We start from the raw sequence: 20,286 nt of genomic DNA, 5'->3' as shown, positions 1-20,286 counted from the left end.
CTCATTTCTGGACAATGGTCAGATGCGGATACGCGATGTCCACGCCGTTCCCGTCGTAGGCTTTTTTGATGCCCTCGAGCACAGCACACTTGAGCGCGAACGCTGTGCCGTTATCCTTTGCCCACAGCGACGCACGCAGCACGACCGCGCTGTCTGCCAGCGCAAGCACGACCACCTGCACCGGCGGGGCGTTCTCGGCCTTTTGCGCCTCGGTGCGCACATCCAGATATGCCGGCTGGCGCGCGACCTCATCAATCAGCAGCTGTTTGGCAAGGTCGATATCGGACTCATACGTCACGCCGACCTCAAGGAACACGCAGACCTTGCTGTCGGCATAGTCGGCGTTCTCGATGATCGCGCTGTTCATCTTGCTGTTGGGGATGATGACGCGCTTGCTTTCCATGGTGCGGATGGTCGTGTGGTGCAGCGTGATCTCCTCGATCACGCCCGAAATGTTGTTATCCACATAGCGCACCACATCGCCCATCTTAAACGGCTTGAACGCGAGGATCATCACCCCGCTGACCACACTGCCCAGCGCCTCCTGCGCGGCCAAACCGCCGACAACAGCGATCACGCCGCCGGCCGTCAGCACCGTTTTAACCGCACCTGACAGCAGCGGAATGCTTGACACGATGATGATGAAGCCCGCGAAATACACCGCCGTCACCGCCACATAGCGCACAAACGCCAGCACGGTGGCCATGCCGTCGTCCCGCCCGCGATGCCGCTCGACCAAGCGGCGCATGACGCGGTCGACCACGCGCGAGGCGGCCCATGTCGCCAGCACGACCACGACGGCAAACGCCACAGAGCCAAAAAACGCGCCGAACCGGGTGGCGAAGAAAGCTTCCAGTTGCCCTGTCATCAGCGAATGCTCCTTTCCATGCGTCGGCGACCGGTCAGACCGCCCGCTTTAATACGCAACGCCCCAAACGATCATCTTCTTTGCAGGCTTGCCGCAGATCGGGCAAACGTCGCCAAGGTTTTCCTGCTCCAGCGGCATACAGCGGGACGACATGCCTGCCTCCTCCTTGACGCGCTCCTCACACGCCAGCTCGCCGCACCACATGGACTTGACAAAACCGGTATGTGCGGCGGCAATTTGCTTCATCTCATCGAGCGAATGCGCGGTGTAGGTATGCTCCTCACGGTTGCGGCGCGCGCGCTCGAACATCGCCCGCTGGATATCCTCCAGCAGCGCGGGCACGGCGGTGGCCAGCTCCGCGAAGCTGACAACGGTTTTCTCGCGGGTGTCGCGGCGGACGAGCACACACTGTCCCTGCTCGATATCACGCGGGCCGACCTCCAAACGGAGCGGCACGCCCTTCATCTCATACTCGGCAAACTTCCAGCCGGGGCTGTTGTCCGAAAGGTCGATCTTGGCGCGGATGCCCGCCGCCTTGACGGCCGCCAGCAGTTCCTGCGCCTTTTCGGTAACGCCCGGCTTGTGCGCCGCGACCGGGATGACGACCAGCTGCACCGGCGCGATGCGCGGCGGCAGCACCAGTCCCTCGTTATCGCCGTGCGTCATGATGATCGCGCCGATCAGGCGGGTGGAAGCGCCCCATGAGGTCTGGTGCATATACTGCAAGGTGTTGTTCTTATCGGCAAACTGCATATCGAACGCACGCGCAAAGCCGTCCCCGAAATAGTGGGAGGTGCCCGACTGCAGCGCCTTGCCGTCGTGCATCATTGCCTCGATGGTATAGGTCTCGACCGCGCCCGCGAAGCGCTCCTTGTCGGTTTTCAGTCCCTTGAGCACCGGCATGGCTAGATATTCCTCGCAGAACGTAGCGTAGACGTTGAGCATACGCATGGTCTCCTCGCGCGCTTCCTGCTCGGTCGCGTGCACGGTATGTCCCTCCTGCCACCAGAACTCGCGGCTGCGGAGGAAGGGACGGGTCGTTTTTTCCCAGCGCACGACCGAGCACCACTGGTTGTACAGCTTGGGCAGATCGCGCCAAGAGCGGACGATTTTGGCATAGTGCTCACAGAACAGCGTCTCCGAGGTCGGGCGCACGCACAGGCGCTCCTCGAGCTTTTCTGAGCCGCCGTGCGTCACCCATGCGACTTCGGGCGCAAAGCCCTCGACGTGGTCTTTTTCCTTTTGCAGCAGGTTTTCAGGGATGAAGAGCGGCATGGCGACGTTCTCATGCCCAGTCTCCTTGAACATGCCGTCAAGCGTTTTCTGGATGTTCTCCCACAGCGCCTGCGCATACGGACGCATGATGACGCAACCCTTGACCGAGGAATAGTCGATCATCTCGGCTTTTTTGACGATATCCGTGTACCACTGGGCAAAATCCACGTCCATCGACGTGATCTCGCTGACCAGCTTTTTCTTTTCTGCCATTGTGTTCCCTCACTTTTTCGATGCGTATTTCATAAACTATATTAAATTCTGCACTTACAAAGAGGTCTTTGCCATGAATCTCAGTCATTCTTTTTATGTCAAGCCTGCCTCGCATGAGATCGTTGATACGGCGATCTCGCTCTCGCTGGATGCGCGCCCCGCGCTGACCGGCACAGTCGTCGACACCAGCGGAAAACCGGTCGCGGAGGCGTTCATCACCCTGTACCGCGCGGACGCGCCCGCCGCCCCCATCGGCGCGCTGTACACCGATGAGCTGGGGCGCTTTGCCTTTGGCCCGCTCGAGCCGGGGCAGCTCTACCATGTCAAGGTGTTCAAGCGCTCGGCCGATATCCGTGCGCTCGAGCAGGGCGGCTAAGCGCCGAGGCCAAGACCGCCCAGGCGCTCCTGCTCCTTGTATACGGCGTTCTCGCCCCATATATACAAGATATCGTCCGAGGCGCTGTCGACCGTCACCCTGCCGTCCCGCAGCGTACAGCGGAACCGTCCCATCATGCGCGGCTCGGTTGCCTTGAGCAGCGTAAAGCGCACCGCGCCGTCCCGCGCGTCCTCGATCTGCCCCAGCAGCAGACTGCCCGCGGACAGCGTGGGCAGCAGGCGCGTCACCGTGCCGTCCGCCGACACGCGGGCGAGCGTGTCGCCGGTCAAAAACGATACCGCGCTCTCCGTGTATTCCACCCGCCTGCCCGCGTCGTGCGTGATGATAACGATGCTGCCGTCCGTCTCGTCCGCCGCATAAGCATAGGCCGGCTGCGCCGACACCTGCACCAGAAGGCCGTCCTGCTCACGGTACAGTCCCGCGCCGCCGTACAGATAGGCTTGGTCGCTGCCTGTCAGCCGGGGCGCGTAATGCAGAAGAAGCTGTTCCCCATATGCCTGCTGTTCCGCCGGGACGATATAATCATTATACACGGTATAGCTGCCCGCAGCCTCGCCATCCCAGCGCCATGCGGATACCGTCGTTTGCTCCCGGCCTACGTTCTGCGTGACCAGCAGGCCGCCTTCGGTCACGGCAAACAGCTCTTCGCCCGCGGCGATCGCAAGCGGCAGCACCTCGTCCTCGCCCAAGCGATAAAACGCGCCGCCGCTTTGCAGCACGCAGCCGTTTTTCCCCTGCCAGCTGCCGACCGATGCGTCGGCGGGCAGCTCCAGCTTGGCCTGCATGGCGCTTCCGCGCACCGCGTACAGCGTTGTCCGGCCATCCGCGCTGTCGTGCAGCCACAGGTAATCAGTCTGCCCGGCACGGCCGACCAAACCGGCCGCGCTCCCCTCGGCATACGCGCCGAGCGCGGTCAGCCGCACGGTTTCGGGGTCGATCTGATAGAGTACATATTGTCCGTCCTGCTGGCTCTCGCCGTATAGTCCATTCAGCGCCTTGTCGGTATAGAGCACGACTGCTTCACTTTGCTCACCGCGCACCACCGGCACGCCCGCGATCACGCAGGACAGCCGGTAATCGTTGTCGTCCGCACCATGCAGGCTTTGCCGCGCGTAGCTGCGCGGCAGCACATCCCATGCGGCGGCTTTGAGCTGCTCCTTTGTGAACACGCCCTTGTCGATCAGCTTCTGCGCAACGGTAACGCCGCTCGCATCCTCTCCTTTGGTGTAATACGCGCCCAGCAGGCGCGCGGACAGCGAGACCGCGTCCCCCCGAACAAAGCCCGCCCTATCGCACGCGGTCACCTCAGTCTCGCCCAAGCTGAGCACAGGCCGGTAATCGTCCCCATCTGCTGCCGCGCGCGCCAGAAACGTGCAGTATTGCACGCAGGTCACATTTTCATCCGCCCCGTAAGCGGCGTCGGACACGCCCCGGGTCAGGCCGTTCTGATACAGCCAGCCGACGTATGGCGCGGCCCACTGCGGCACATCGCCAAACGGATGCTGTCGGTTTTCGACCAGCGCGGCCTGCTCCGCGCCGAGCAGGCGCGTGAGCATGACAGCCGCTTCGGCACGGGTCATCGGCTTTTCCAGCGCGAAGCCCTGCTCAGTGCCGCGAAACAGTCCCAAATCGTACAGCATCTGCGCCTGCGCTTCGGTGTCGCCCGGAAAGCTGTTGCCTATCGTGCCAACATCCGCCGCGCCGGCGGCAAGGGTCAGCGCGCCCGTGATGCACAGGGCGGTGAACAGCTTTTTCATCGGAACATCAGCCTCCTTCGGCGGTCAGCGCAGCTTTTCCTTTACCTCGTAGCTGAGCTTTTCGATGAACTCGGCCAGCTCCATCTGGGTGGTCTCGCCGCTCTTGCGCTCGCGCACCGAGATAACCCCCTTGTCCTCGTCCTTGTCACCGATGACGATCATATACGGTACCTTGTGCACCTGTGCCTCGCGGATCTTGTAACCGATCTTCTCGTTGCGTGCGTCCATCGTCACGCGGAAGCCAGCCGCGGTCAACTGATCGACCACCTCCTGCGAGCAGGCTATGTTGCGGTCGGTCATCGGCATGACGCGCACCTGCTCAGGCGCGAGCCAAGTCGGGAATGCGCCCGCGAAGTGCTCGGTCAAGATGCCGATGAAACGCTCGATCGAGCCGAACACGACGCGATGGATCATGACCGGCCGGTGCTTCTCGCCGTCCGCGCCGGTGTACTCCAGCGCAAAGCGCTCGGGCAGCTGCATATCGAGCTGGATGGTGCCGCACTGCCAAGTGCGGCCGAGCGAATCGGCCAGATGGAAGTCCAGCTTCGGGCCGTAGAACGCGCCGTCGCCCTCGTTGACGACATAGCCCTTGCCCATCTCAGCGATGGCCTCCTTGAGCGTCTGCTGCGCGAACGCCCAGTCCTTCTCATCACCCATGTGGTCGTCCGGCATGGTGGACAGCTCGATCTCATAGGTCAGGCCGAAGGTCGAGTACACCTCGTCAAACAGCCGCACGACGCTCTTGATCTCGTCCTTCATCTGCTCCCATGTCATAAAGATATGTGCGTCATCCTGCGTAAAGCAGCGCACGCGGAACAGGCCGTGCAACGCGCCGGACAGCTCATGCCGGTGGACAAGCCCCAACTCGCCCACGCGGAGCGGCAGCTCCCGGTAGGAGTGCGGCTGCGACTGGTACACCAGCATACCGCCCGGGCAGTTCATCGGCTTGATCGCATAATCCTCCTCGTCGATGACTGTGGTGTACATATTCTGCTTGTAATGCCCCCAGTGCCCCGAGCGCTCCCAAAGCTGCCGGTTGAGGATCATCGGAGTCTGCACCTCAACATAGCCGTAGCGCTTGTGCACCGCGCGCCAGTAGTCGATCAGGGTGTTTTTAAGCGTCATGCCGTTTGGCAGGAAGAACGGGAAGCCCGGCCCTTCCTCGGTGAGCATAAACAGGCCAAGCTCACGGCCAAGGCGGCGGTGGTCGCGCTTCTTGGCCTCCTCCAGCATGTTCAGATAGGCCTCCAGCTCGTCCTTTTTCGGAAAAGCCGTGCCGTAGACACGCTGCAGCATCTTATTGTTGCTGTCGCCGCGCCAATATGCGCCGGTGACGTTCATCAGCTTGATGCCGTTGGCCTTGACGCGCCCGGTCGAGTCCAGATGCGGGCCTGCGCATAGATCGGTAAAGTCTCCCTGCTTGTAAAACGAGATGGCCACATCCGCGGGCAGATCGCGTATCAGCTCGACCTTGTACGGCTCGTCACGCTCCTGCATGAACTGAATGGCCTGCTCGCGCGGCAGCTCAAAGCGCTCAAGCGGCAGCTTTTCCTTGCAGATCTTCTTCATCTCGGCTTCGAGCGCGTCCAGATGCTCCTGCGTAAAGGAGAAGGGCGCGTCAAAATCGTAATAAAAGCCTGATTCGATCGCGGGGCCGATGGCCAGCTTGACCTCGGGATACAGGCGCTTGACCGCCTGCGCCAGAATATGCGATACCGTGTGCCGGTAGGTATCCCGGTATTCCGGGTTTTCAAATGTGTACTTCTTGTCCTCAGACATCTTGATGTTCCTCCTTCATTTGCTCGCGGGGCAAAAGAAAACTCTCACCCCTAACGGTGTGTCAGGGGTGAGAGTATAAAAATCCCACGGTTCCACCCTGCTTGCCGCCCGCCCTGCCGTCATTGGTGGGGCAAGCAGCCGCTCGGAAGTCCGTAACGCGGACGAAACGGCGCAGCATACTGTGGTTTCCTCTGCGCAGCTCGGGAATCGGTACTGTTTTCTCCGCGTCTGCGGACGCTCTCAGCCGCGTCGTCCGCTCTCTGCCAAACGCTTACCGGGATACTTTCAGGCTTTCCGTCATCGCTTTTTTCATATTAATGCTCCTATTCTATACCCGAAAACCCGCTTTGTCAACCGCTTTACGCAGTTTTTTCATAGCGGCCGACGAACAGCAGCGTGCCGCTCGTGTTATCGCGAATGGCAAACCAGAACGGTGAATCCGCCGTGAACATACGTACCAGCGGTGGCCGTGTCGGCGCGGCCGCGCCCGCGTCTGCGATCGCAGCGGTGACTGCCGCAGCTTCCGCGCCCTTTTCGTCAATGGAAAGGTAGGTCTTGTGCAGCACGCTGTCCAGATACACCCTGCCGTTTGGCGTATCCGGCACCATGGCGGTCAGGTCGGCGCGCGCGCGGTCAAACGCCGTCTGTACGCCGAGCGCCCGCAGCGCGTCGTTCAACCCCGTACCGTATTCGACCCGGAACTTGGGAATGGACAGCCGCACCTGCGCGTCCTCAAACGCCGCGTAATCAAGGAAGTGCTGCACGTCGAGCGTGTTATCCGCCTTGATGAAGTACATGCTGAAATCCGCGTCGCGGAAATACTCCCAGCCATCGCCCGTCTCATCATCCACTGCATATTTGCGGAAGGGCAGCGACACCGCCTCGATGCCCGGCGTAGCGTAATAGCTGAAGTAATCGGTCTGGCGCATGAACTCGACCTGCGCCTTGGTGCCGTCCGCGTTTGTAAAGTCGCCCTTTTTCGTGTTCTGTGCAGGGAATTCATTCTCCCACGCGGCCTTGAAGTACACTGCGTTCACGAGCGCCGCAACGAAATCCCGGTCGTCCTCGGTCAAAATCGACGCGATCTTGCCGCGCGTCTTGTCCTTGACCCACGCATTCACCTGCTCGACCGCATTATCGCGCGTCACCTCCCGCGCTTCGGCGCGGTACACGTCCGCCATCGTCTGCCGGAAGGCAGGCTCAAACGCTCCCTTTCCGCCGTATTGGCTGCGGTTGAGCCAGATGGAATTTGCCGTATCGAGCGACAGGATGCGCGCGTACCCGTCATACTGCGTCAGCAGCGTCTCGACCTCGACGTTAAACCCGTCAAGGTCGTCGACCCGCAGGGCGGCGAGCAGCTCGCGCTGCGTCTCCCCCTTTGCGCCGTTTGCCAGCATGGCAAGGCACAGGCGGATGGAATACGGCGAGAGCGCCCAGTTGCCCTGCGCGTCCAGCGCGCCGACCAGCGCATCGGCAAAGACCTGCTCCTCCGGCTGGCTGACCGCGCACATGGTCAGCTCTTGCGCGTTTGCACACCACTGCCGCGCCTCATCAAGCGAAACGCCGCCCTCCGGGTGAAAAGCGGATGCGTCACCCATGTCGATCACGCGATACATCCAGCATTGCATCACACCGCTCTGCGCCCATGCGGCGATATCAGCCATAGACGGTGCACCGGTGCCGCAGCCCGCGGGCAGCGCGGTATACCGGTAGTCCAGATAGCGGCCAAGGATGACCGCGGCCTCCTGCCGGGTGATGGGGTCGGCCATGCGCAGCCGCCCGGTCTCGTCCCCGTTGACGAGCCACTTGTCAAACGCCCATTTGACGTGGTCGGGCTGGCCTGTGCCGTCGTCAAAATAGTCGCGCAGCTCGAGATACGCACTCTGCGACAAATCCTCGCCCGCGCTCTCGGCCAAGATGTTGACGAATTCCCCGCGCGTGACCTCGCTTTGCCGCAGCACATCGGCCGCGCCCGCGCCGGCCGGCGGCAGCATACACAGCGCAAGCGTCAGACTGAGCAGTTTCTTTTTCATGGATACCCCTCCTGCCTTTTCCATTTGCTAAAATAGACGGACGGCGCGGCATAAGGTTCCCAAAAGGACAAAATACTCTTTTCCGGCTGCGGGCGGATGGCTCTCCCTCCCGCTTTCACAGCTTGAGCGCTTCGTCCGTGATATGCGCGGTGATGCGGCTGTAAAACGCCTGCTTCTGCTGCTCGCTCTCAAAGGCAGTAAACGGCACGATCAGCGCGGAAAACTCATCGACAAAGATATAGTAATGCCCCTCGTCCGACGCGGTACGCTGCACGGCCGCATATTGGTAGACTGTGTCCTCGTTTTCGCCCTTCAGCTCAAACTCCTGCTCGCGCAGAATCATCGTCTTGGGACCGCAGAGCTGCTTGTTGTTGGCGTTGCGCAAAATGCGCTCGGTGTTCTTGACCAGCTTGCGCTTCATATACCACGGCATACCGAAAAAGCACACCGCCGCCAGTGCCACATATACGGCGATGGACACGGGCGAGATCGCTTGCAGCCAATACATCAGCATCGTGCCGCCGAGTATGACAATCGCCGCGGACGCGATCCGGGTCATCAGGATGCTGCGCTGCACGACCGCGTTGTTGGTATAATAATTCAGATTGAAGTCAATGTAGTCCTGCTTCGTGATATCATAATGCAATTCCATGGGGGACAGGCTCCTTTGTGTATGATTTTCTATATTGTACTCAATCGCACGCCCAAATGCAAGAAAAAGTACCTGCGCTTGACACCTGCCGCGCCGCGCCGTATCATATAAGGTATCTGCCGCGCTGACGCGGCAAAGGAGTGTGATCCTGTGAAAGCCTCGAAAGCTCTTTCCGTCCTGCTGTCCCTATGCCTGATGGTGTTCTGGCTGTCGGCCGCGGTGGCGCTGCCCATCCTGTGCCGTCCGCTCTATTACGCGCAGATCGACGCGCTCTCCCTGCCCGCGCAGACCGGGTGGGACAAGACCGTCATCCGCGCCGCCTACGACGAGGTGATGGACTATCTGGTGGGCGACGCACCCTTTGGCACGGGCGCGCTCAAGTGGTCGGAGAGCGGCAAAAGCCATTTTGCCGACTGCCGCCGCCTGTTCCGTCTGGATTTTGCGCTGCTCGGCCTATCCGCTGTCGTGCTGGCCGTGTGCGGCCTGCTCTGCCGCCGAAAATGGCTCTCCCCGCACCGCTTCTGCGGCCGCAGTCCGGCATTCTGGGCAGCGGCGGTGCTGACCGCGCTGTTCGCGCTCGCGGCCGTTTGGGCGGCTATCGACTTCGGCAGCCTGTTTACCGCCTTTCACCGCGTAGCCTTCCCCGGCAAGTCCAACTGGATATTCGACGCGCGCACGGACGAGATCATCCTCATTCTGCCCGAGGCGTTCTGGGCGCGCATGGGCGCGCTCGTGCTTGCAGTCTCATTCGGCGGCGCATGGCTGACCGCGTTTGTGTGCCGCCGGCGCGCGGACGCACGGTGAACGGTAATTTTTTGTAAAAAGACGCCGTATTCCCCACAGAAAACAATTGACAACCGTCCCTTGCAGTGATATACTATCAGAGCACAAATTCGCACATCCCGTGATGAAAGCGGCCGGTGGCGTGCCGGAAACGGTCGCTGCCGCTGTCAAATGATCGGGGATGGAGGCAACAACCAAGGAGGAAATAAAAATGGCAGTAATCTCTATGAAGCAGCTTCTGGAGGCCGGCGTACACTTCGGCCATCAGACCCGCCGCTGGAACCCGAAGATGGCGACCTATATCTTCACCGAGCGCAACGGCATCTATATCATCGACCTGCAGAAGACCGTCAAGAAGCTCGAGGAGGCGTACTTCTTCGTGCGCGACATGGCCGCCGCAGGCGAGTCCATCCTGTTTGTCGGCACCAAGAAGCAGGCGCAGGACGCGATCAAGGAAGAAGCCGAGCGCTGCGGCCAGTTCTTTGTCAACGCGCGCTGGCTGGGCGGTATGCTGACCAACTTCAAGACCATGCGCACCCGTATCGCCCGCCTGAACCAGCTGACCAAGATGCAGGAGGACGGCACCTTCGATCTGCTTCCCAAGAAGGAAGTCATCAAGCTCCAGCTGGAGATCGCCAAGCTCGAGAAGTACCTCGGCGGCGTTAAGGAAATGAAGAAGCTGCCGGGCGCGCTGTTCGTTGTCGACTCCCGCAAGGAGAAGAACGCCATCGCGGAAGCCCGCAAGCTCGGTATCCCGATCGTGGCGATCGTCGACACCAACTGCGACCCGGATGAGATCGATTATGTGATCCCGGGCAACGACGACGCAATCCGCGCCATCAAGCTGATCTCCCAGACCATGGCCAACGCCGTGCTTGAGGGCAAGCAGGGCGAGCAGCTTGAGGTCGAGGCCAAGGAGACCGCTAAGGCTGAATAAGTCCCGAGCCATATTATAATACACTGTATGTTGTTCGTAGGGCGCGACGACCCGGCGCGCCGGGGTCGTTTCGCCCTACTTTTTTGCTTGAAGATAAAATTTTGGAGGAATAGAAAATGGCTTTTACCGCTGCTGACGTAAAGAAGCTCCGCGAGATCACCAACGTGGGCATGATGGACTGCAAGAAGGCGCTGACCGAGTCCGACGGCGACTTCGACAAGGCCATCGAGTTGCTGCGCGAAAAGGGTCTTGCCAAGGCTGCCAAGAAGGCTGACCGCATCGCCGCCGAGGGCGTTGTCTGCGCCAAGGTCTGCGCCGACTGCGGCGTGGGTGCGATCATCGAGGTCAACTCTGAGACCGACTTTGTCGCCAAGAACGCCGATTTCCAGCAGTTCGTCTCCGATCTGGCCGATGTTGTCATGAAGGAAGCCCCGGCTGATGTGGATGGTCTCAAGGACTGCAAGATGGGCGAGCTGACCGTGCAGCAGGCGTTGCAGGAAAAGGTGCTCACCATCGGCGAGAACATCCAGATCCGCCGCTTCGAGCGCTTTGACGACAGCACCATCAATGTTGCCTACAACCACATGGGCGGCGTGATCGGCGTGCTGGTCGGCCTGACCGTGTCCGACAACCTGAAGGGCAACGACACCGTGCGTGAGCTGGCCAAGGATATCGGTATGCAGGCCGCCGCGATGAACCCGTCCTTCCTCGACAAGTCCGATGTCGATGAGGCCACGCTTGCCAAGGAGCGCGAGATCCTGCTGGCGCAGGCGCTGGAGGAGAACAAGACCGCCGCCAAGCCCAAGCCGGAGCAGATCATCCACAAGATGGTTGACGGCCGCGTCGGCAAGTACTACGAGGAGAACTGCCTGCTGCAGCAGGCCTTCGTAAAGGAGAACAAGGTTTCCGTTGAGCAGCATATTGCCGCCGTTGCCAAGGAGCTGGGCGGCGAGATCAAGCTGACCCGCTGCGTTCGCTTTGAAAAGGGCGAGGGCATCGAAAAGAAGGTAGACGACTTCGCCGCCGAGGTCGCCTCGATGGCCAAGTAAGCCAGTATACCGCAACAAAAAGCGCTTTGGAGCTTCCAAAGCGCTTTTTTGTTTTCAGCGTTTGAACCGTACCAAAACAAAGTCCTCACCCAGCGTTTCGATGCAGCTCCACGGGATGACACAGTCCTCCTTGGAGAACAGCCCCATCAGCCCGCCCTGCCCGGGCACGACGATCGCGGTGATCTGCCCGCACACCGGATCGAACACCAGATCGCTCACCTCGCCCATCCGCGCGCCGTCGCACAGATTGATGACCTCGCGGCAGTGCAGCTCACTAAATCGCATCTTTTGTTCTCTCCTCATCCATTCAGCACCCGTTCCAGATAGTGCTCCGTGCTTTCGCCCGCCGGACGGTTATAGCGCCCCATGCCATACAGGGACTCCGATTGCCGCGTGACCACATTGACACGCTCCTCGCAGCCGAGTGTACATAGAAAGCCCATATCCCGGATGACGCGCTCGCTCTCCTCCGAGCACGCGCCAAACGGATAGGTATAGCAGGCCGGTGTGGGCAGACCCGCTTCGGTCAACAGGCGCTGCGTCTGCTCGGTATCCTCGCGCAGCATGTGCTCATAACTGTCCTTATCCTCGCCGCGCCGGCGCAGGCAGCCGCGGCGCTCACCGTATTCGTGCAGGTTCCACGAGTGATTCTGTACCTCAAACACATCCTGCATTTGCTTCAAATGGTCGAGCGTCACATGGGACCAATAGGGGTTCTCCTGCCCGTTTTGGCTGTACAGCGCTGTCTGGCAGCCGATGACCGATACGACGGCCCGCATACCGCGCTCCTGCAGCAGCGGATAGGCGTAGACGAAGTTGTTATAGTAGCCATCGTCAAAGGTTATCATCACCGGCTTTTCAGGCAGCGGCGTGCCTTGCTGCACATAGGCCAGCAGGTCGGTGACTGTCACCGTCTGATAGCCGCGCTTTTGCAGGCCGTCCAGATCGGCGACAAGCACATCGGGCGAAACCACATATTTGCCCTGCCGCGCGCCGTCCTTCAAAATACTGTGATACATAAGGATGGGCACACGCACGCGCTCCCCGTCACCAAACACCATGCGCGCTTCTTCCCGCCGCAGCAGTCCGATCGCCGCGCACAGCACGAGCACCGTGCATACGGCCTGCAACGCGGTATGCCGGAATCCCAATCGCAAAAAAATCCCCCCTCCAAAGCCGCTTCACAAAAAGCATACGCCCCGGGGGAGGATATTAGAATCGGTTTTTGAAAATGCTTACACCTTGACGCGGTAATGCTCGATCGAGGCCTTCATCTCCTTATGCTCGGCCTTCTGGCCGTATTGGTCGACCTTCATCTTGCTCTTCGGCTCATGGGTCAGGCTGCACGCGCCGCCGACGCAGCCACCGACACACGCCATGCCCTCAATGAAGTTCTTACCCAGCTTGCCGACCTTGGCCTTGAGCAGCGCCGTTCTGCACTCCTCGATACCGCTGCAAACCTCGGCCTTGACTTCGAAATCCAGCTCCTTTTCCTTGACCGCCTGCAGCACAGCTTCGGTCAGGCCGCCGGTGCGGCCGAAGATGCGTCCCCACGGCGAAGCATCAGACAGCATCGTCTCATCCAGCGTGGTCATGTCGATCTCACGCGCATCGACCATGGCTTGCAGCTCCTCAAAGGTCAGTACACAGTCGATCCACAGGTCGACAGTCGGCTTTTGCTGTTCTGCCTTCTTGGCCGTGCAGGGGCCGATGAAGATGGTCTTGACCGGCATCTCGGCGTTGATTTTGACATAGCGGCCGATCTCTGCCATCGGAGACAGATTATGCGAGATGTGCCCGGCCATCTCGGGCATCTGCTTTTCTATGTACGAAACGAACGCCGGGCAGCAGGACGAGGTGAGAAAGCCCTTCTCAGCCAGCTCCTCACTCTCCTTGGAGGCCACCATATCCGCGCCCATCGCGGCCTCGACCACATAGTCGATGCCCAAATGGCGGATGGCGGTGACCACCTGCCCCAAGCTGCAATCATCAAACTGGCTGGCCAGCGCGGGGGCGACAATGGCCACCGTGCGGTAATTTTCGCCGTAGCGCGAGTTTTTGATGATATTGATGGCATCTACCATGAAGGACTTATCCATCACCGCGCCGAACGGACACGCGGACACACACGCGCCGCAGGCGATGCACTTGTTCAGATCGATCTCGGCCTTTTTCTCCGCGTTCATATGGATCGCGTCGATCTTGCAGGAGCGCTCACACGGCCGAACCTGCTCAGTGATCGCGCCGTAGGGGCACACCTTGGCGCAGCGGCCGCATTCGATGCAGGTGTCAAGGTCGATCACGGCCTTGCCGTTCTTGGTCTTGGTGATCGAATCCTTGGGACAGTTCTTGATGCAGCGCTGCGAGATACAGCCGCGGCAGGATTCGCTGACCTGATAGCGCTCGACCGGGCATTCATCACACGCGATCGGGATGACCTCAATCACGTTGGGGTTGCGGCGGTCGCCACCCATCGCCAGCCGGACGCGCTCCTGCGCGATGGCGCGCTCCTTATAGATGCAGCAGCGCATGGTAGCCTTGGGGCCGGGCGAGATGATCTTCGGTATCTCATAATAGCTTTCCATCAGATTGCCGTCATACGCGCGCAGCGCGACCTCTTTGAGCACGCGATACTTGAGCAGCTGTACATCGGTTTCAAAATTACGCATAAAAAATAATCTCCTCCAAAAATCCCGCACAGCCGCGGGCAGCATATATTTCTCTCTTTTCGGTCTTATCCACCGGGAATAACACAGCCTATCTCCGGTATCTTTCCACGCCCTCAGCATACAGGTTGCCGCCCACGCAGTCCTGCGAGACGATGGCGCTGAAGCCCTCGACCGTCAGCCGTTTGACCGACTCGCAGCCCAGGTCATCATAGGCGACGACCGCGACATCCTTGATAGACGCTGCCTTTACCGCGCCCGCGCCGCCGATGGCGACCATGTACACGCCGCCGTTGCGCGCCATCGCATCCTGTACAGCCTGACCGCGCACCCCCTTGCCGATCATGCAGCACAGTCCCGCGTCCAACAGCCGGGGCGAAAACGGGTCCATGCGTCCCGAGGTCGTCGGCCCGACCGAGCCGATCACCTGACCGGGCTTGGCGGGCGTAGGGCCCGCGTAATAGATGACCGCGCCGTCTAGCGCAAACGGCAGCGGCTCGCCCGCCTCCATCGCCGCGACGATGCGCTTATGCGCCGCGTCGCGCGCGGTGTAAATCGTGCCGGTGAGTGAAACGGTATCCCCCGCGCGCAGCTTAGGCGCCATCTGCTTCAGTTGGCTCGTGTTGAGCTCGTAATGCGCCATGGCTCATTCCTCCGCCCGGGGACGCAGATTGTTCAGCACATCCCGCAGGCCATTTTTGCTTTTATCATCCTTGCCGCCCAGCGAAGCCGCAATGCGATCGATCTCACCCAACACCTCGCCCGCCTTGCGCGCCATCTCGGCGGACTCCTGCTGGCTGCGCGCCAGCACGATACGATAGTTCTCCTTGGCGGTGTCCAGCTGGCGCTTGACCTCGCCGATCATTTCCATCGACTGACGGCGCAGCTTGACCATCTCGTTCTTGGTATCCTCCTCCAGCTGCTTGGCGCGCCGGTAGGCCGACAGCTCCATCTCCGCAATTTTTTCCTTCGAGGCGTCATATTCGCCGCATTTGGCGGCCAGCTTGGCGTTCTCCTCGATCAGCCGATCGTTTTCCGCCGCAAGCTCACCCGCGCGGACGCTCTGCGCCTCGATCTCGGCCGTCTGCATGGTAAAACCGCGCTCGATATCGTCCAGCTTAGCGCGTATTTTATCAGCGTCTATCGTCATCTCGCCCAGCCGCTCGAGCAGCTCGGCGTTTTTGACGGTAAGCTGCTCGTTCTGCTCACGCAGCTCGGACAGCGCGGCCTGCGCCTCAGCCAGCTGGCGGCGCAACTCGCCTGTCTCTGTATGATATTTGCCGTCGGTCTGTTCTATGTAGCGCAGCACATCCTCGCGCCTGAAGCCGCCGAAGAACGCGCCGCGAAACCCCGTGCTCTGCTCCTCCATCACGGTATCCTCCATCTCCATCTTTCTTTGTGAATAGTATAACAAAGCACGCGCCGTCTGGCAACAGGCAAAGCGGTGATTTTTGCCTGCTTCCGCAGCAAATCTTTGTATGTTTTCACGCGGGCGCGGGTGTACTTTCTCTTGCATTTGGCGCGCGTCAGTGATATGATAAAAAACAGTCAGAAATCTGAAATCGGAGAGAGTTATATGTTAGAGCTCAAAGACTTTGAGGCCGCGGCCGACCGCCTGAAAAACGTGATCCACACCATCCCGCTGTCCACCTCGTCCACGTTTTCGGCCATATCCGGCGCGGAAGTCTATCTGAAGTACGAAAACCAGCAAAAGACCGGCTCGTTCAAGGTGCGCGGCGCGTACAACAAGATCATGAAGCGCTACGCCGAGGGTGACCTGCACGCGGTCGTCGCCTCCTCCGCGGGCAACCATGCGCAGGGCGTGGCCTTTGCCGCCGCCTCGGTCGGCGTTAAAGCGACCATCGTCATGCCGCGCTCGACCCCGATCGCCAAGGTCTCGGCCACGCAGGGCTACGGCGCGGAGGTCGTGCTCGCCGGCACAATTTACGACGAGGCCTATGCCAAAGCGTGCGAGATCTGTGAGCAGACCGGCGCGGAGTTCATTCATCCCTTTGACGATGAGGACGTGATGGCCGGTCAGGGCACGATCGCACTCGAGCTGCTGCGCGACCTGCCGTTTGTCGATATGATTTTTGTGCCCACGGGCGGCGGTGGGCTGCTCTCCGGCATCGCGGCCTGCGCCAAGCAAATCAACCCGCGCATTCAGGTCATCGGCGTGCAGGCCGAGGGCGCGCCCGCCATTGCCAACTCGTTCCGCGCAGGCGTACTCACCCCGTCCGACACCGTGCGGACGATTGCGGACGGCATTGCGGTCAAAACACCCGGCGAGCACACCTTCCAGTATATCCGGCAGTATGTTGACCGCGTTGTTACCGTGTCGGATGATGACATCGCCTCGACCATCCTTCTGCTGCTCGAACGCGCCAAGCAGGTCGTCGAACCAGCCGGCGCTTCCTCCCTCGCCGCGGTGCTGACCGGCAAGGTGGACACCAAGGGCAAAAAGGTGGTTTGCGTGCTCTCCGGCGGCAATATCGACGTTTCTTTCATCCACAAGATCGTGGAAAAGGGTCTGGTCACCCGCTGCCGCCACCTGAAATTCTCGACTATCATGCCGGACGCACCCGGCGCACTGGAAAACTTCGCCCATCTGGTGGCCGACCAGAACGCCAACATCATCCGCTTCCAGCACGACCGCGTACAGGCCGATCTCGAGATCGGCGAGGCCATCATTCAGGTCGTGTGCGAGGTCGGCGGCGTCGAGCACGCCAAGCGCCTGATCGACGCGCTCACCCAGCATGGCTACCATATCTTTACCACACAGGTATAAGGTCAAATGCAAAAGCTCCACCGGCTTCGGTGGAGCTTTTTGCTTGGGTTACGGCTTGGTGGTCACGCCTGTCCCCTGATTGGCCGCGGTGGTATTGTTATTCGCGGCGGTGTTGTTTGTGGTGCTGTTTGCTGCGTTGTTGCCGGTCAGCGCATCACCCACGCTGTTCATGCCGTTTTCAATGGCGTTGCCCGCGTCGTTGATGCCGTTGCCGATCGCGTCGCCGATCGTGCCGTTGTTTGCATTGTTGTTCGGATCGGTGGTCGTGTTGCCGTTGGTCGTGCCGTTGGTGGTGCCATTCGCCGTGCCGTTGTTTTGATCCTGTGCGTCGACCACGCCGTCGTTATTGACGTCGTTCGTACCCGGATCGCCGGTCGAGCGGGTGCAGCCGGCTCCCAGCAGCATGGTCAACGCGGCCAGCAAAGCAATAAGCGTTTTCATTGCAGTTTCCTCCTAAAAGCGATTTGCTTTTAGTATAGAAAAATGTCTTTCAATTATACGCCAAAATTTATTTTTTTCATATGTGTCAGCGCAGCTGCACAGGTCAGTCCGGTAATCAGGCCGAGCGGCACGCTCAGCAGCAGCAGCAGCGGCAGATACGCGATGACCGCGCTCGTTTTCATCCAAACGACTGCCGCCGCGATTTGTCCGATATGGTGCGCCGCCGCACCTGCCACGCTCACGCCGAGCAGCGAGCAGAATCGGCCTTCGACGCGCAGCAGCAGACACATCACGCCCAGCGAAAGCAGCCCGCCCATAAGCGAGAACAGAAACGCCGTCACGCTGCCCATCAGCAGCGCGCTCAGCGTGACGCGGCCGAGCAGGATCGCCAGCGCCTCGCGCGGGCGCAGATAGGTCAGCGCGAACATGACGACCACGTTGGCCAGCCCCAGCTTGGCGCCCGGCACCGGAACGACCGCGTCCAGCGGGAATAGCCGCTCGGCCAGCGACAGCACGATCGCCAGCGCGGTCAGCAGGCCGCACAGCGTCAGTCTTCTGGTTTGCATCCTGTGCTTTTCCTCCTTTTTACGAGGCGATCGCATCGACTTCGTTTCGCTCTCCTACAAGCCTGAGCACCACGCGGTTGGGCAGGCAGACGGCCACCTGTCCCGCGCGGGTCAGCGTGCCGGTGCGCACACACACCTGATCGTGGCAGTCCGCCGACTGGATGACCGCCGTTTTGCCCTGCAGCACGATGGTGTTATGCCCGTCCAGCTCGATTACGCGGTCGGTCTGCTCGGTTAGCGCGACACGCTCGACCAGCGCGCCGTCCTGCCAGACCTCGGCGTACAGCTGCCCACCTACCGCCTGCCGCGCCAGCGCGGCCGAAAGCACCGCGGCCAGCAGCAGTACCTCACCGATGATAACCAGATCACCCCACTTCAGCTTAGCGCGCATGGGTGTAGCCCTTTTCTCCGCCCGTCAGCAGGAAGCGACAGACCTCGTCCACCCGCGGCGTGGTGTAAACCAGCTTGTCTGACGTGACGAATACCGCCGCCACCTCGTTTTCCACGCAGAACGCCATGCCTTTGTCCAGTCCCATCACAAACAGCGCGGTCGTCAGCGCGTCGGCGCGGGTCGAGTCCGCGTCGATCACCGTCACGCTGCGCAAGCCGCTCTGCGCGGGATAGCCGGTGCGCGGGTCAAAAATATGATGATACCGCCTGCCGTCCTGCTCAAAAAAGCGCTCGTAATCGCCCGAGGTGACGACCGACTGATCCTGCACGCCCAGCGTTGCGATATAATCCGCGCTGTTTTCCGGGTCGGCGATGCCGATGACCCAATCCTCGCCCTCATTCGCGCCGACCGCATAGATATTGCCGCCCAGCACGAGCAGCCCGTCGTTCCCCCGCTGCCGCAGTATAGCCGCGCATTCGTCCGCCGCGATACCCTTTGCAATACCGCCCAGATCAATCTGCGCGCCGCCGCGCAGAGCAAAGGTATTCCCCTGCTCCGCGGTCAGCTTGTCCACACCGACGCCTTGCAGCGCCTCGTCGATCTCATCCTGCGCAGGCACGCGCGCGTTTTCCGTGCCGATCGCCCACAGGTCGCTCAGGCGCGCGACTGTGGGGTCGTACAGTCCATCCGTCAGCCGCGCGTACTCCATGGCCGTAAGCAGCGCACCGCCCGCTGTAGGCATGGCTGCAGCCTCACCCGCGGCATGATTGAGCTGCCATATCTCGCTGTCCTCCCGCGTGCGGGACAGCGCCTGCTCCAGCTCGGCGATGCGCCGCTCACATTGCTGGGCAGTCTGCTCGGCCTGCTCGCCCTGTACGATGACCGACATAAAGGTATCCATGGCAAAAAAATCTGTCTTATACGATTTTGGCGCGCAGCCGCACATCAATAAAAGCGGCACAAGCGCCGCAACGATGCGTTTCATATTATCTCTCCCCAGTAAAAATGTACTTTCACATTATAATACACGCATGGTGAATGCGCAACCCGTTTGTCCCCGCACGACGCAAAACAAAGGCCGGACGGCTTTGCCGTCCGGCCTTATCGGCTAAAGGGATTGTCCCTACTTACATATAAAACAGGATGTCCGAATAGGTCGGATACGGCCAATACTGTCTGCTCACCAGCATCTCCAGCCGGTCGGCCGGGGCGCGCACCGCGTCCATCGCCGGGATGACCGCGTCGTGATAATAGCGAGCGACCGTTTCGCAATCGCCTTCCGGCACAGCCTTGACTGCGGCGTCCAGCGCGGCGCACTTCTGATAGAGCATCTCGGTCTCGTCCGACACGCGGCCGAGCAGGTCGGCCTCCATACCGCCGGACACGCCCGCGTCCCGCTTTCTGTTGACCGTCTGCGCCAGTTCGTTTTCAAAGGCGATGCATGCAGGCAGTATCTGCTGGCGTACCATATCGCTCGCAGTCAGCGCTTCGATATTGAGCGTCTTGGCATACTCCTCGAGCTGGGTCTCCATGCGGGACTGCATCTCCACGCGCGAATAAATACCGTGCGCCGCGAACAACGCAACGTTCTTTTCATCCAGATAGTGCGGCAGCGCGTCGATCGTCGACTTAAGATTGCGCAGGCCGCGCTTTTCCGCCTCGTCCACCCATGCGTCATCATAACCGTTGCC

The 20,286-nt window shown here is 60.7% G+C and carries 20 protein-coding genes and 1 pseudogene; 5 read left to right on the top strand and 16 right to left on the bottom strand.

The annotated features are described in order from the left end of the window. Nucleotide 1: 1 nt before the first annotated feature. Entirely contained in the window at nt 2-868 is an 867-nt protein-coding gene (locus tag MR935_RS09410; protein WP_290572980.1) for a mechanosensitive ion channel family protein, read from the bottom strand. A gap of 48 nt (nt 869-916) precedes the next feature. Further along, a complete protein-coding gene (gene proS / locus MR935_RS09405; RefSeq protein ID WP_290572979.1) occupies nt 917-2,356 on the bottom strand; it encodes a proline--tRNA ligase in 1,440 nt (479 codons plus the stop codon). Between the two features lie 73 nt (nt 2,357-2,429). Here proS and MR935_RS09400 point away from each other — a divergent pair, with 73 nt between their 5' ends. Continuing rightward, nucleotides 2,430-2,732, top strand: a complete 303-nt coding sequence (locus tag MR935_RS09400) for a carboxypeptidase-like regulatory domain-containing protein (RefSeq protein ID WP_290572978.1) — start codon at nt 2,430-2,432, stop codon at nt 2,730-2,732. On the opposite strand, the gene MR935_RS09395 is transcribed toward MR935_RS09400, so the two are convergent. The 4 genes from MR935_RS09395 to MR935_RS09380 all read right to left on the bottom strand — a co-directional run bounded on the left by MR935_RS09395 (nt 2,729) and on the right by MR935_RS09380 (nt 8,974). After that, nucleotides 2,729-4,510 carry an S-layer homology domain-containing protein gene (locus tag MR935_RS09395; protein WP_290572977.1) on the bottom strand — a complete coding sequence of 594 codons (1,782 nt, stop codon included), beginning with the start codon at nt 4,508-4,510 and terminating at the stop codon, nt 2,729-2,731. The two genes, MR935_RS09400 and MR935_RS09395, sit on opposite strands and share 4 nt — an antisense overlap. 24 nt (nt 4,511-4,534) lie before the next feature. Further along, nucleotides 4,535-6,289 carry a threonine--tRNA ligase gene (gene thrS, locus MR935_RS09390; protein ID WP_290572976.1) on the bottom strand — a complete coding sequence of 585 codons (1,755 nt, stop codon included), beginning with the start codon at nt 6,287-6,289 and terminating at the stop codon, nt 4,535-4,537. Between the two features lie 359 nt (nt 6,290-6,648). Next, entirely contained in the window at nt 6,649-8,322 is a 1,674-nt protein-coding gene (locus tag MR935_RS09385) for a serpin family protein (RefSeq protein WP_290572975.1), read from the bottom strand. A gap of 115 nt (nt 8,323-8,437) precedes the next feature. After that, nucleotides 8,438-8,974 (bottom strand): YcxB family protein, encoded by a 537-nt coding sequence (locus MR935_RS09380; protein ID WP_290572974.1) that lies wholly within the window; start codon nt 8,972-8,974, stop codon nt 8,438-8,440. A 150-nt stretch (nt 8,975-9,124) separates the two neighbouring features. On the opposite strand from MR935_RS09380, the gene MR935_RS09375 reads away from it, so the two are divergent. From MR935_RS09375 to tsf, 3 genes are all read left to right on the top strand, one after another. Further along, nucleotides 9,125-9,778, top strand: a complete 654-nt coding sequence (locus tag MR935_RS09375; protein WP_290572973.1) for a TIGR01906 family membrane protein — start codon at nt 9,125-9,127, stop codon at nt 9,776-9,778. Between the two features lie 190 nt (nt 9,779-9,968). Then, a complete protein-coding gene (gene rpsB / locus MR935_RS09370) occupies nt 9,969-10,694 on the top strand; it encodes a 30S ribosomal protein S2 (protein ID WP_290572972.1) in 726 nt (241 codons plus the stop codon). 116 nt (nt 10,695-10,810) lie between these two features. Beyond that, complete coding sequence (gene tsf / locus MR935_RS09365) at nt 10,811-11,743, top strand: translation elongation factor Ts (RefSeq protein WP_290572971.1); 933 nt, start codon at nt 10,811-10,813, stop codon at nt 11,741-11,743. Between the two features lie 54 nt (nt 11,744-11,797). Here tsf and MR935_RS09360 read toward each other — a convergent pair whose 3' ends face one another. The 5 genes from MR935_RS09360 to MR935_RS09340 all read right to left on the bottom strand — a co-directional run bounded on the left by MR935_RS09360 (nt 11,798) and on the right by MR935_RS09340 (nt 15,793). Beyond that, on the bottom strand, nt 11,798-12,028 hold the full coding sequence (locus MR935_RS09360; RefSeq protein WP_290572970.1) for a YlmC/YmxH family sporulation protein: 231 nt from the start codon (nt 12,026-12,028) through the stop codon (nt 11,798-11,800). A 14-nt stretch (nt 12,029-12,042) separates the two neighbouring features. Further along, nucleotides 12,043-12,900, bottom strand: a complete 858-nt coding sequence (locus MR935_RS09355; protein ID WP_290572969.1) for a polysaccharide deacetylase family protein — start codon at nt 12,898-12,900, stop codon at nt 12,043-12,045. 78 nt (nt 12,901-12,978) lie between these two features. Further along, complete coding sequence (locus tag MR935_RS09350) at nt 12,979-14,412, bottom strand: 4Fe-4S dicluster domain-containing protein (RefSeq protein ID WP_290572968.1); 1,434 nt, start codon at nt 14,410-14,412, stop codon at nt 12,979-12,981. 88 nt (nt 14,413-14,500) lie between these two features. Beyond that, nucleotides 14,501-15,052 (bottom strand): FumA C-terminus/TtdB family hydratase beta subunit, encoded by a 552-nt coding sequence (locus MR935_RS09345; RefSeq protein WP_290572967.1) that lies wholly within the window; start codon nt 15,050-15,052, stop codon nt 14,501-14,503. Between the two features lie 3 nt (nt 15,053-15,055). Next, nucleotides 15,056-15,793 carry a hypothetical protein gene (locus MR935_RS09340; RefSeq protein WP_290572966.1) on the bottom strand — a complete coding sequence of 246 codons (738 nt, stop codon included), beginning with the start codon at nt 15,791-15,793 and terminating at the stop codon, nt 15,056-15,058. A 192-nt stretch (nt 15,794-15,985) separates the two neighbouring features. On the opposite strand from MR935_RS09340, the gene ilvA reads away from it, so the two are divergent. Then, nucleotides 15,986-17,197, top strand: a complete 1,212-nt coding sequence (gene ilvA, locus MR935_RS09335) for a threonine ammonia-lyase (RefSeq protein WP_290572965.1) — start codon at nt 15,986-15,988, stop codon at nt 17,195-17,197. Between the two features lie 48 nt (nt 17,198-17,245). Here ilvA and MR935_RS09330 read toward each other — a convergent pair whose 3' ends face one another. From MR935_RS09330 to MR935_RS09310, 5 genes and pseudogenes are all read right to left on the bottom strand, one after another. Next, on the bottom strand, nt 17,246-17,638 hold the full coding sequence (locus MR935_RS09330) for a hypothetical protein (RefSeq protein ID WP_290572964.1): 393 nt from the start codon (nt 17,636-17,638) through the stop codon (nt 17,246-17,248). Between the two features lie 53 nt (nt 17,639-17,691). Further along, nucleotides 17,692-18,204, bottom strand: coding sequence for a Gx transporter family protein (locus tag MR935_RS09325; RefSeq protein WP_290572963.1), 513 nt, complete (start codon nt 18,202-18,204; stop codon nt 17,692-17,694). Nucleotides 18,205-18,223: 19 nt separating this feature from the next. Beyond that, complete coding sequence (locus MR935_RS09320; RefSeq protein WP_290572962.1) at nt 18,224-18,595, bottom strand: NusG domain II-containing protein; 372 nt, start codon at nt 18,593-18,595, stop codon at nt 18,224-18,226. Further along, complete coding sequence (locus tag MR935_RS09315) at nt 18,585-19,580, bottom strand: FAD:protein FMN transferase (protein WP_290572961.1); 996 nt, start codon at nt 19,578-19,580, stop codon at nt 18,585-18,587. Before MR935_RS09315 ends, MR935_RS09320 begins: the two co-directional genes overlap by 11 nt. 142 nt (nt 19,581-19,722) lie before the next feature. After that, a pseudogene (locus MR935_RS09310) lies at nt 19,723-20,286 on the bottom strand (glutamine synthetase type III); the annotation flags it as partial.

The sequence above is a fragment of the Agathobaculum sp. genome, from assembly GCF_022775115.1.
Taxonomy (GTDB): Bacteria; Bacillota; Clostridia; order Oscillospirales; family Butyricicoccaceae; genus Agathobaculum.
The sequence above is the reverse complement of the archived record's forward strand: the minus strand, read 5'-3'. Positions and strand labels throughout refer to the sequence as shown.

Coding starts and splice junctions, on each gene's coding strand:
- MR935_RS09410 (WP_290572980.1), bottom strand. CDS start 868: ATGACAGGGCAACTGGAAGCTTTCTTCGCCACCCGGTTCGGCGCGTTT.
- proS (WP_290572979.1), bottom strand. CDS start 2,356: ATGGCAGAAAAGAAAAAGCTGGTCAGCGAGATCACGTCGATGGACGTG.
- MR935_RS09400 (WP_290572978.1), top strand. CDS start 2,430: ATGAATCTCAGTCATTCTTTTTATGTCAAGCCTGCCTCGCATGAGATC.
- MR935_RS09395 (WP_290572977.1), bottom strand. CDS start 4,510: ATGAAAAAGCTGTTCACCGCCCTGTGCATCACGGGCGCGCTGACCCTT.
- thrS (WP_290572976.1), bottom strand. CDS start 6,289: ATGTCTGAGGACAAGAAGTACACATTTGAAAACCCGGAATACCGGGAT.
- MR935_RS09385 (WP_290572975.1), bottom strand. CDS start 8,322: ATGAAAAAGAAACTGCTCAGTCTGACGCTTGCGCTGTGTATGCTGCCG.
- MR935_RS09380 (WP_290572974.1), bottom strand. CDS start 8,974: ATGGAATTGCATTATGATATCACGAAGCAGGACTACATTGACTTCAAT.
- rpsB (WP_290572972.1), top strand. CDS start 9,969: ATGGCAGTAATCTCTATGAAGCAGCTTCTGGAGGCCGGCGTACACTTC.
- tsf (WP_290572971.1), top strand. CDS start 10,811: ATGGCTTTTACCGCTGCTGACGTAAAGAAGCTCCGCGAGATCACCAAC.
- MR935_RS09360 (WP_290572970.1), bottom strand. CDS start 12,028: ATGCGATTTAGTGAGCTGCACTGCCGCGAGGTCATCAATCTGTGCGAC.
- MR935_RS09350 (WP_290572968.1), bottom strand. CDS start 14,412: ATGCGTAATTTTGAAACCGATGTACAGCTGCTCAAGTATCGCGTGCTC.
- MR935_RS09345 (WP_290572967.1), bottom strand. CDS start 15,052: ATGGCGCATTACGAGCTCAACACGAGCCAACTGAAGCAGATGGCGCCT.
- MR935_RS09340 (WP_290572966.1), bottom strand. CDS start 15,793: ATGGAGGATACCGTGATGGAGGAGCAGAGCACGGGGTTTCGCGGCGCG.
- ilvA (WP_290572965.1), top strand. CDS start 15,986: ATGTTAGAGCTCAAAGACTTTGAGGCCGCGGCCGACCGCCTGAAAAAC.
- MR935_RS09330 (WP_290572964.1), bottom strand. CDS start 17,638: ATGAAAACGCTTATTGCTTTGCTGGCCGCGTTGACCATGCTGCTGGGA.
- MR935_RS09325 (WP_290572963.1), bottom strand. CDS start 18,204: ATGCAAACCAGAAGACTGACGCTGTGCGGCCTGCTGACCGCGCTGGCG.
- MR935_RS09320 (WP_290572962.1), bottom strand. CDS start 18,595: ATGCGCGCTAAGCTGAAGTGGGGTGATCTGGTTATCATCGGTGAGGTA.
- MR935_RS09315 (WP_290572961.1), bottom strand. CDS start 19,580: ATGAAACGCATCGTTGCGGCGCTTGTGCCGCTTTTATTGATGTGCGGC.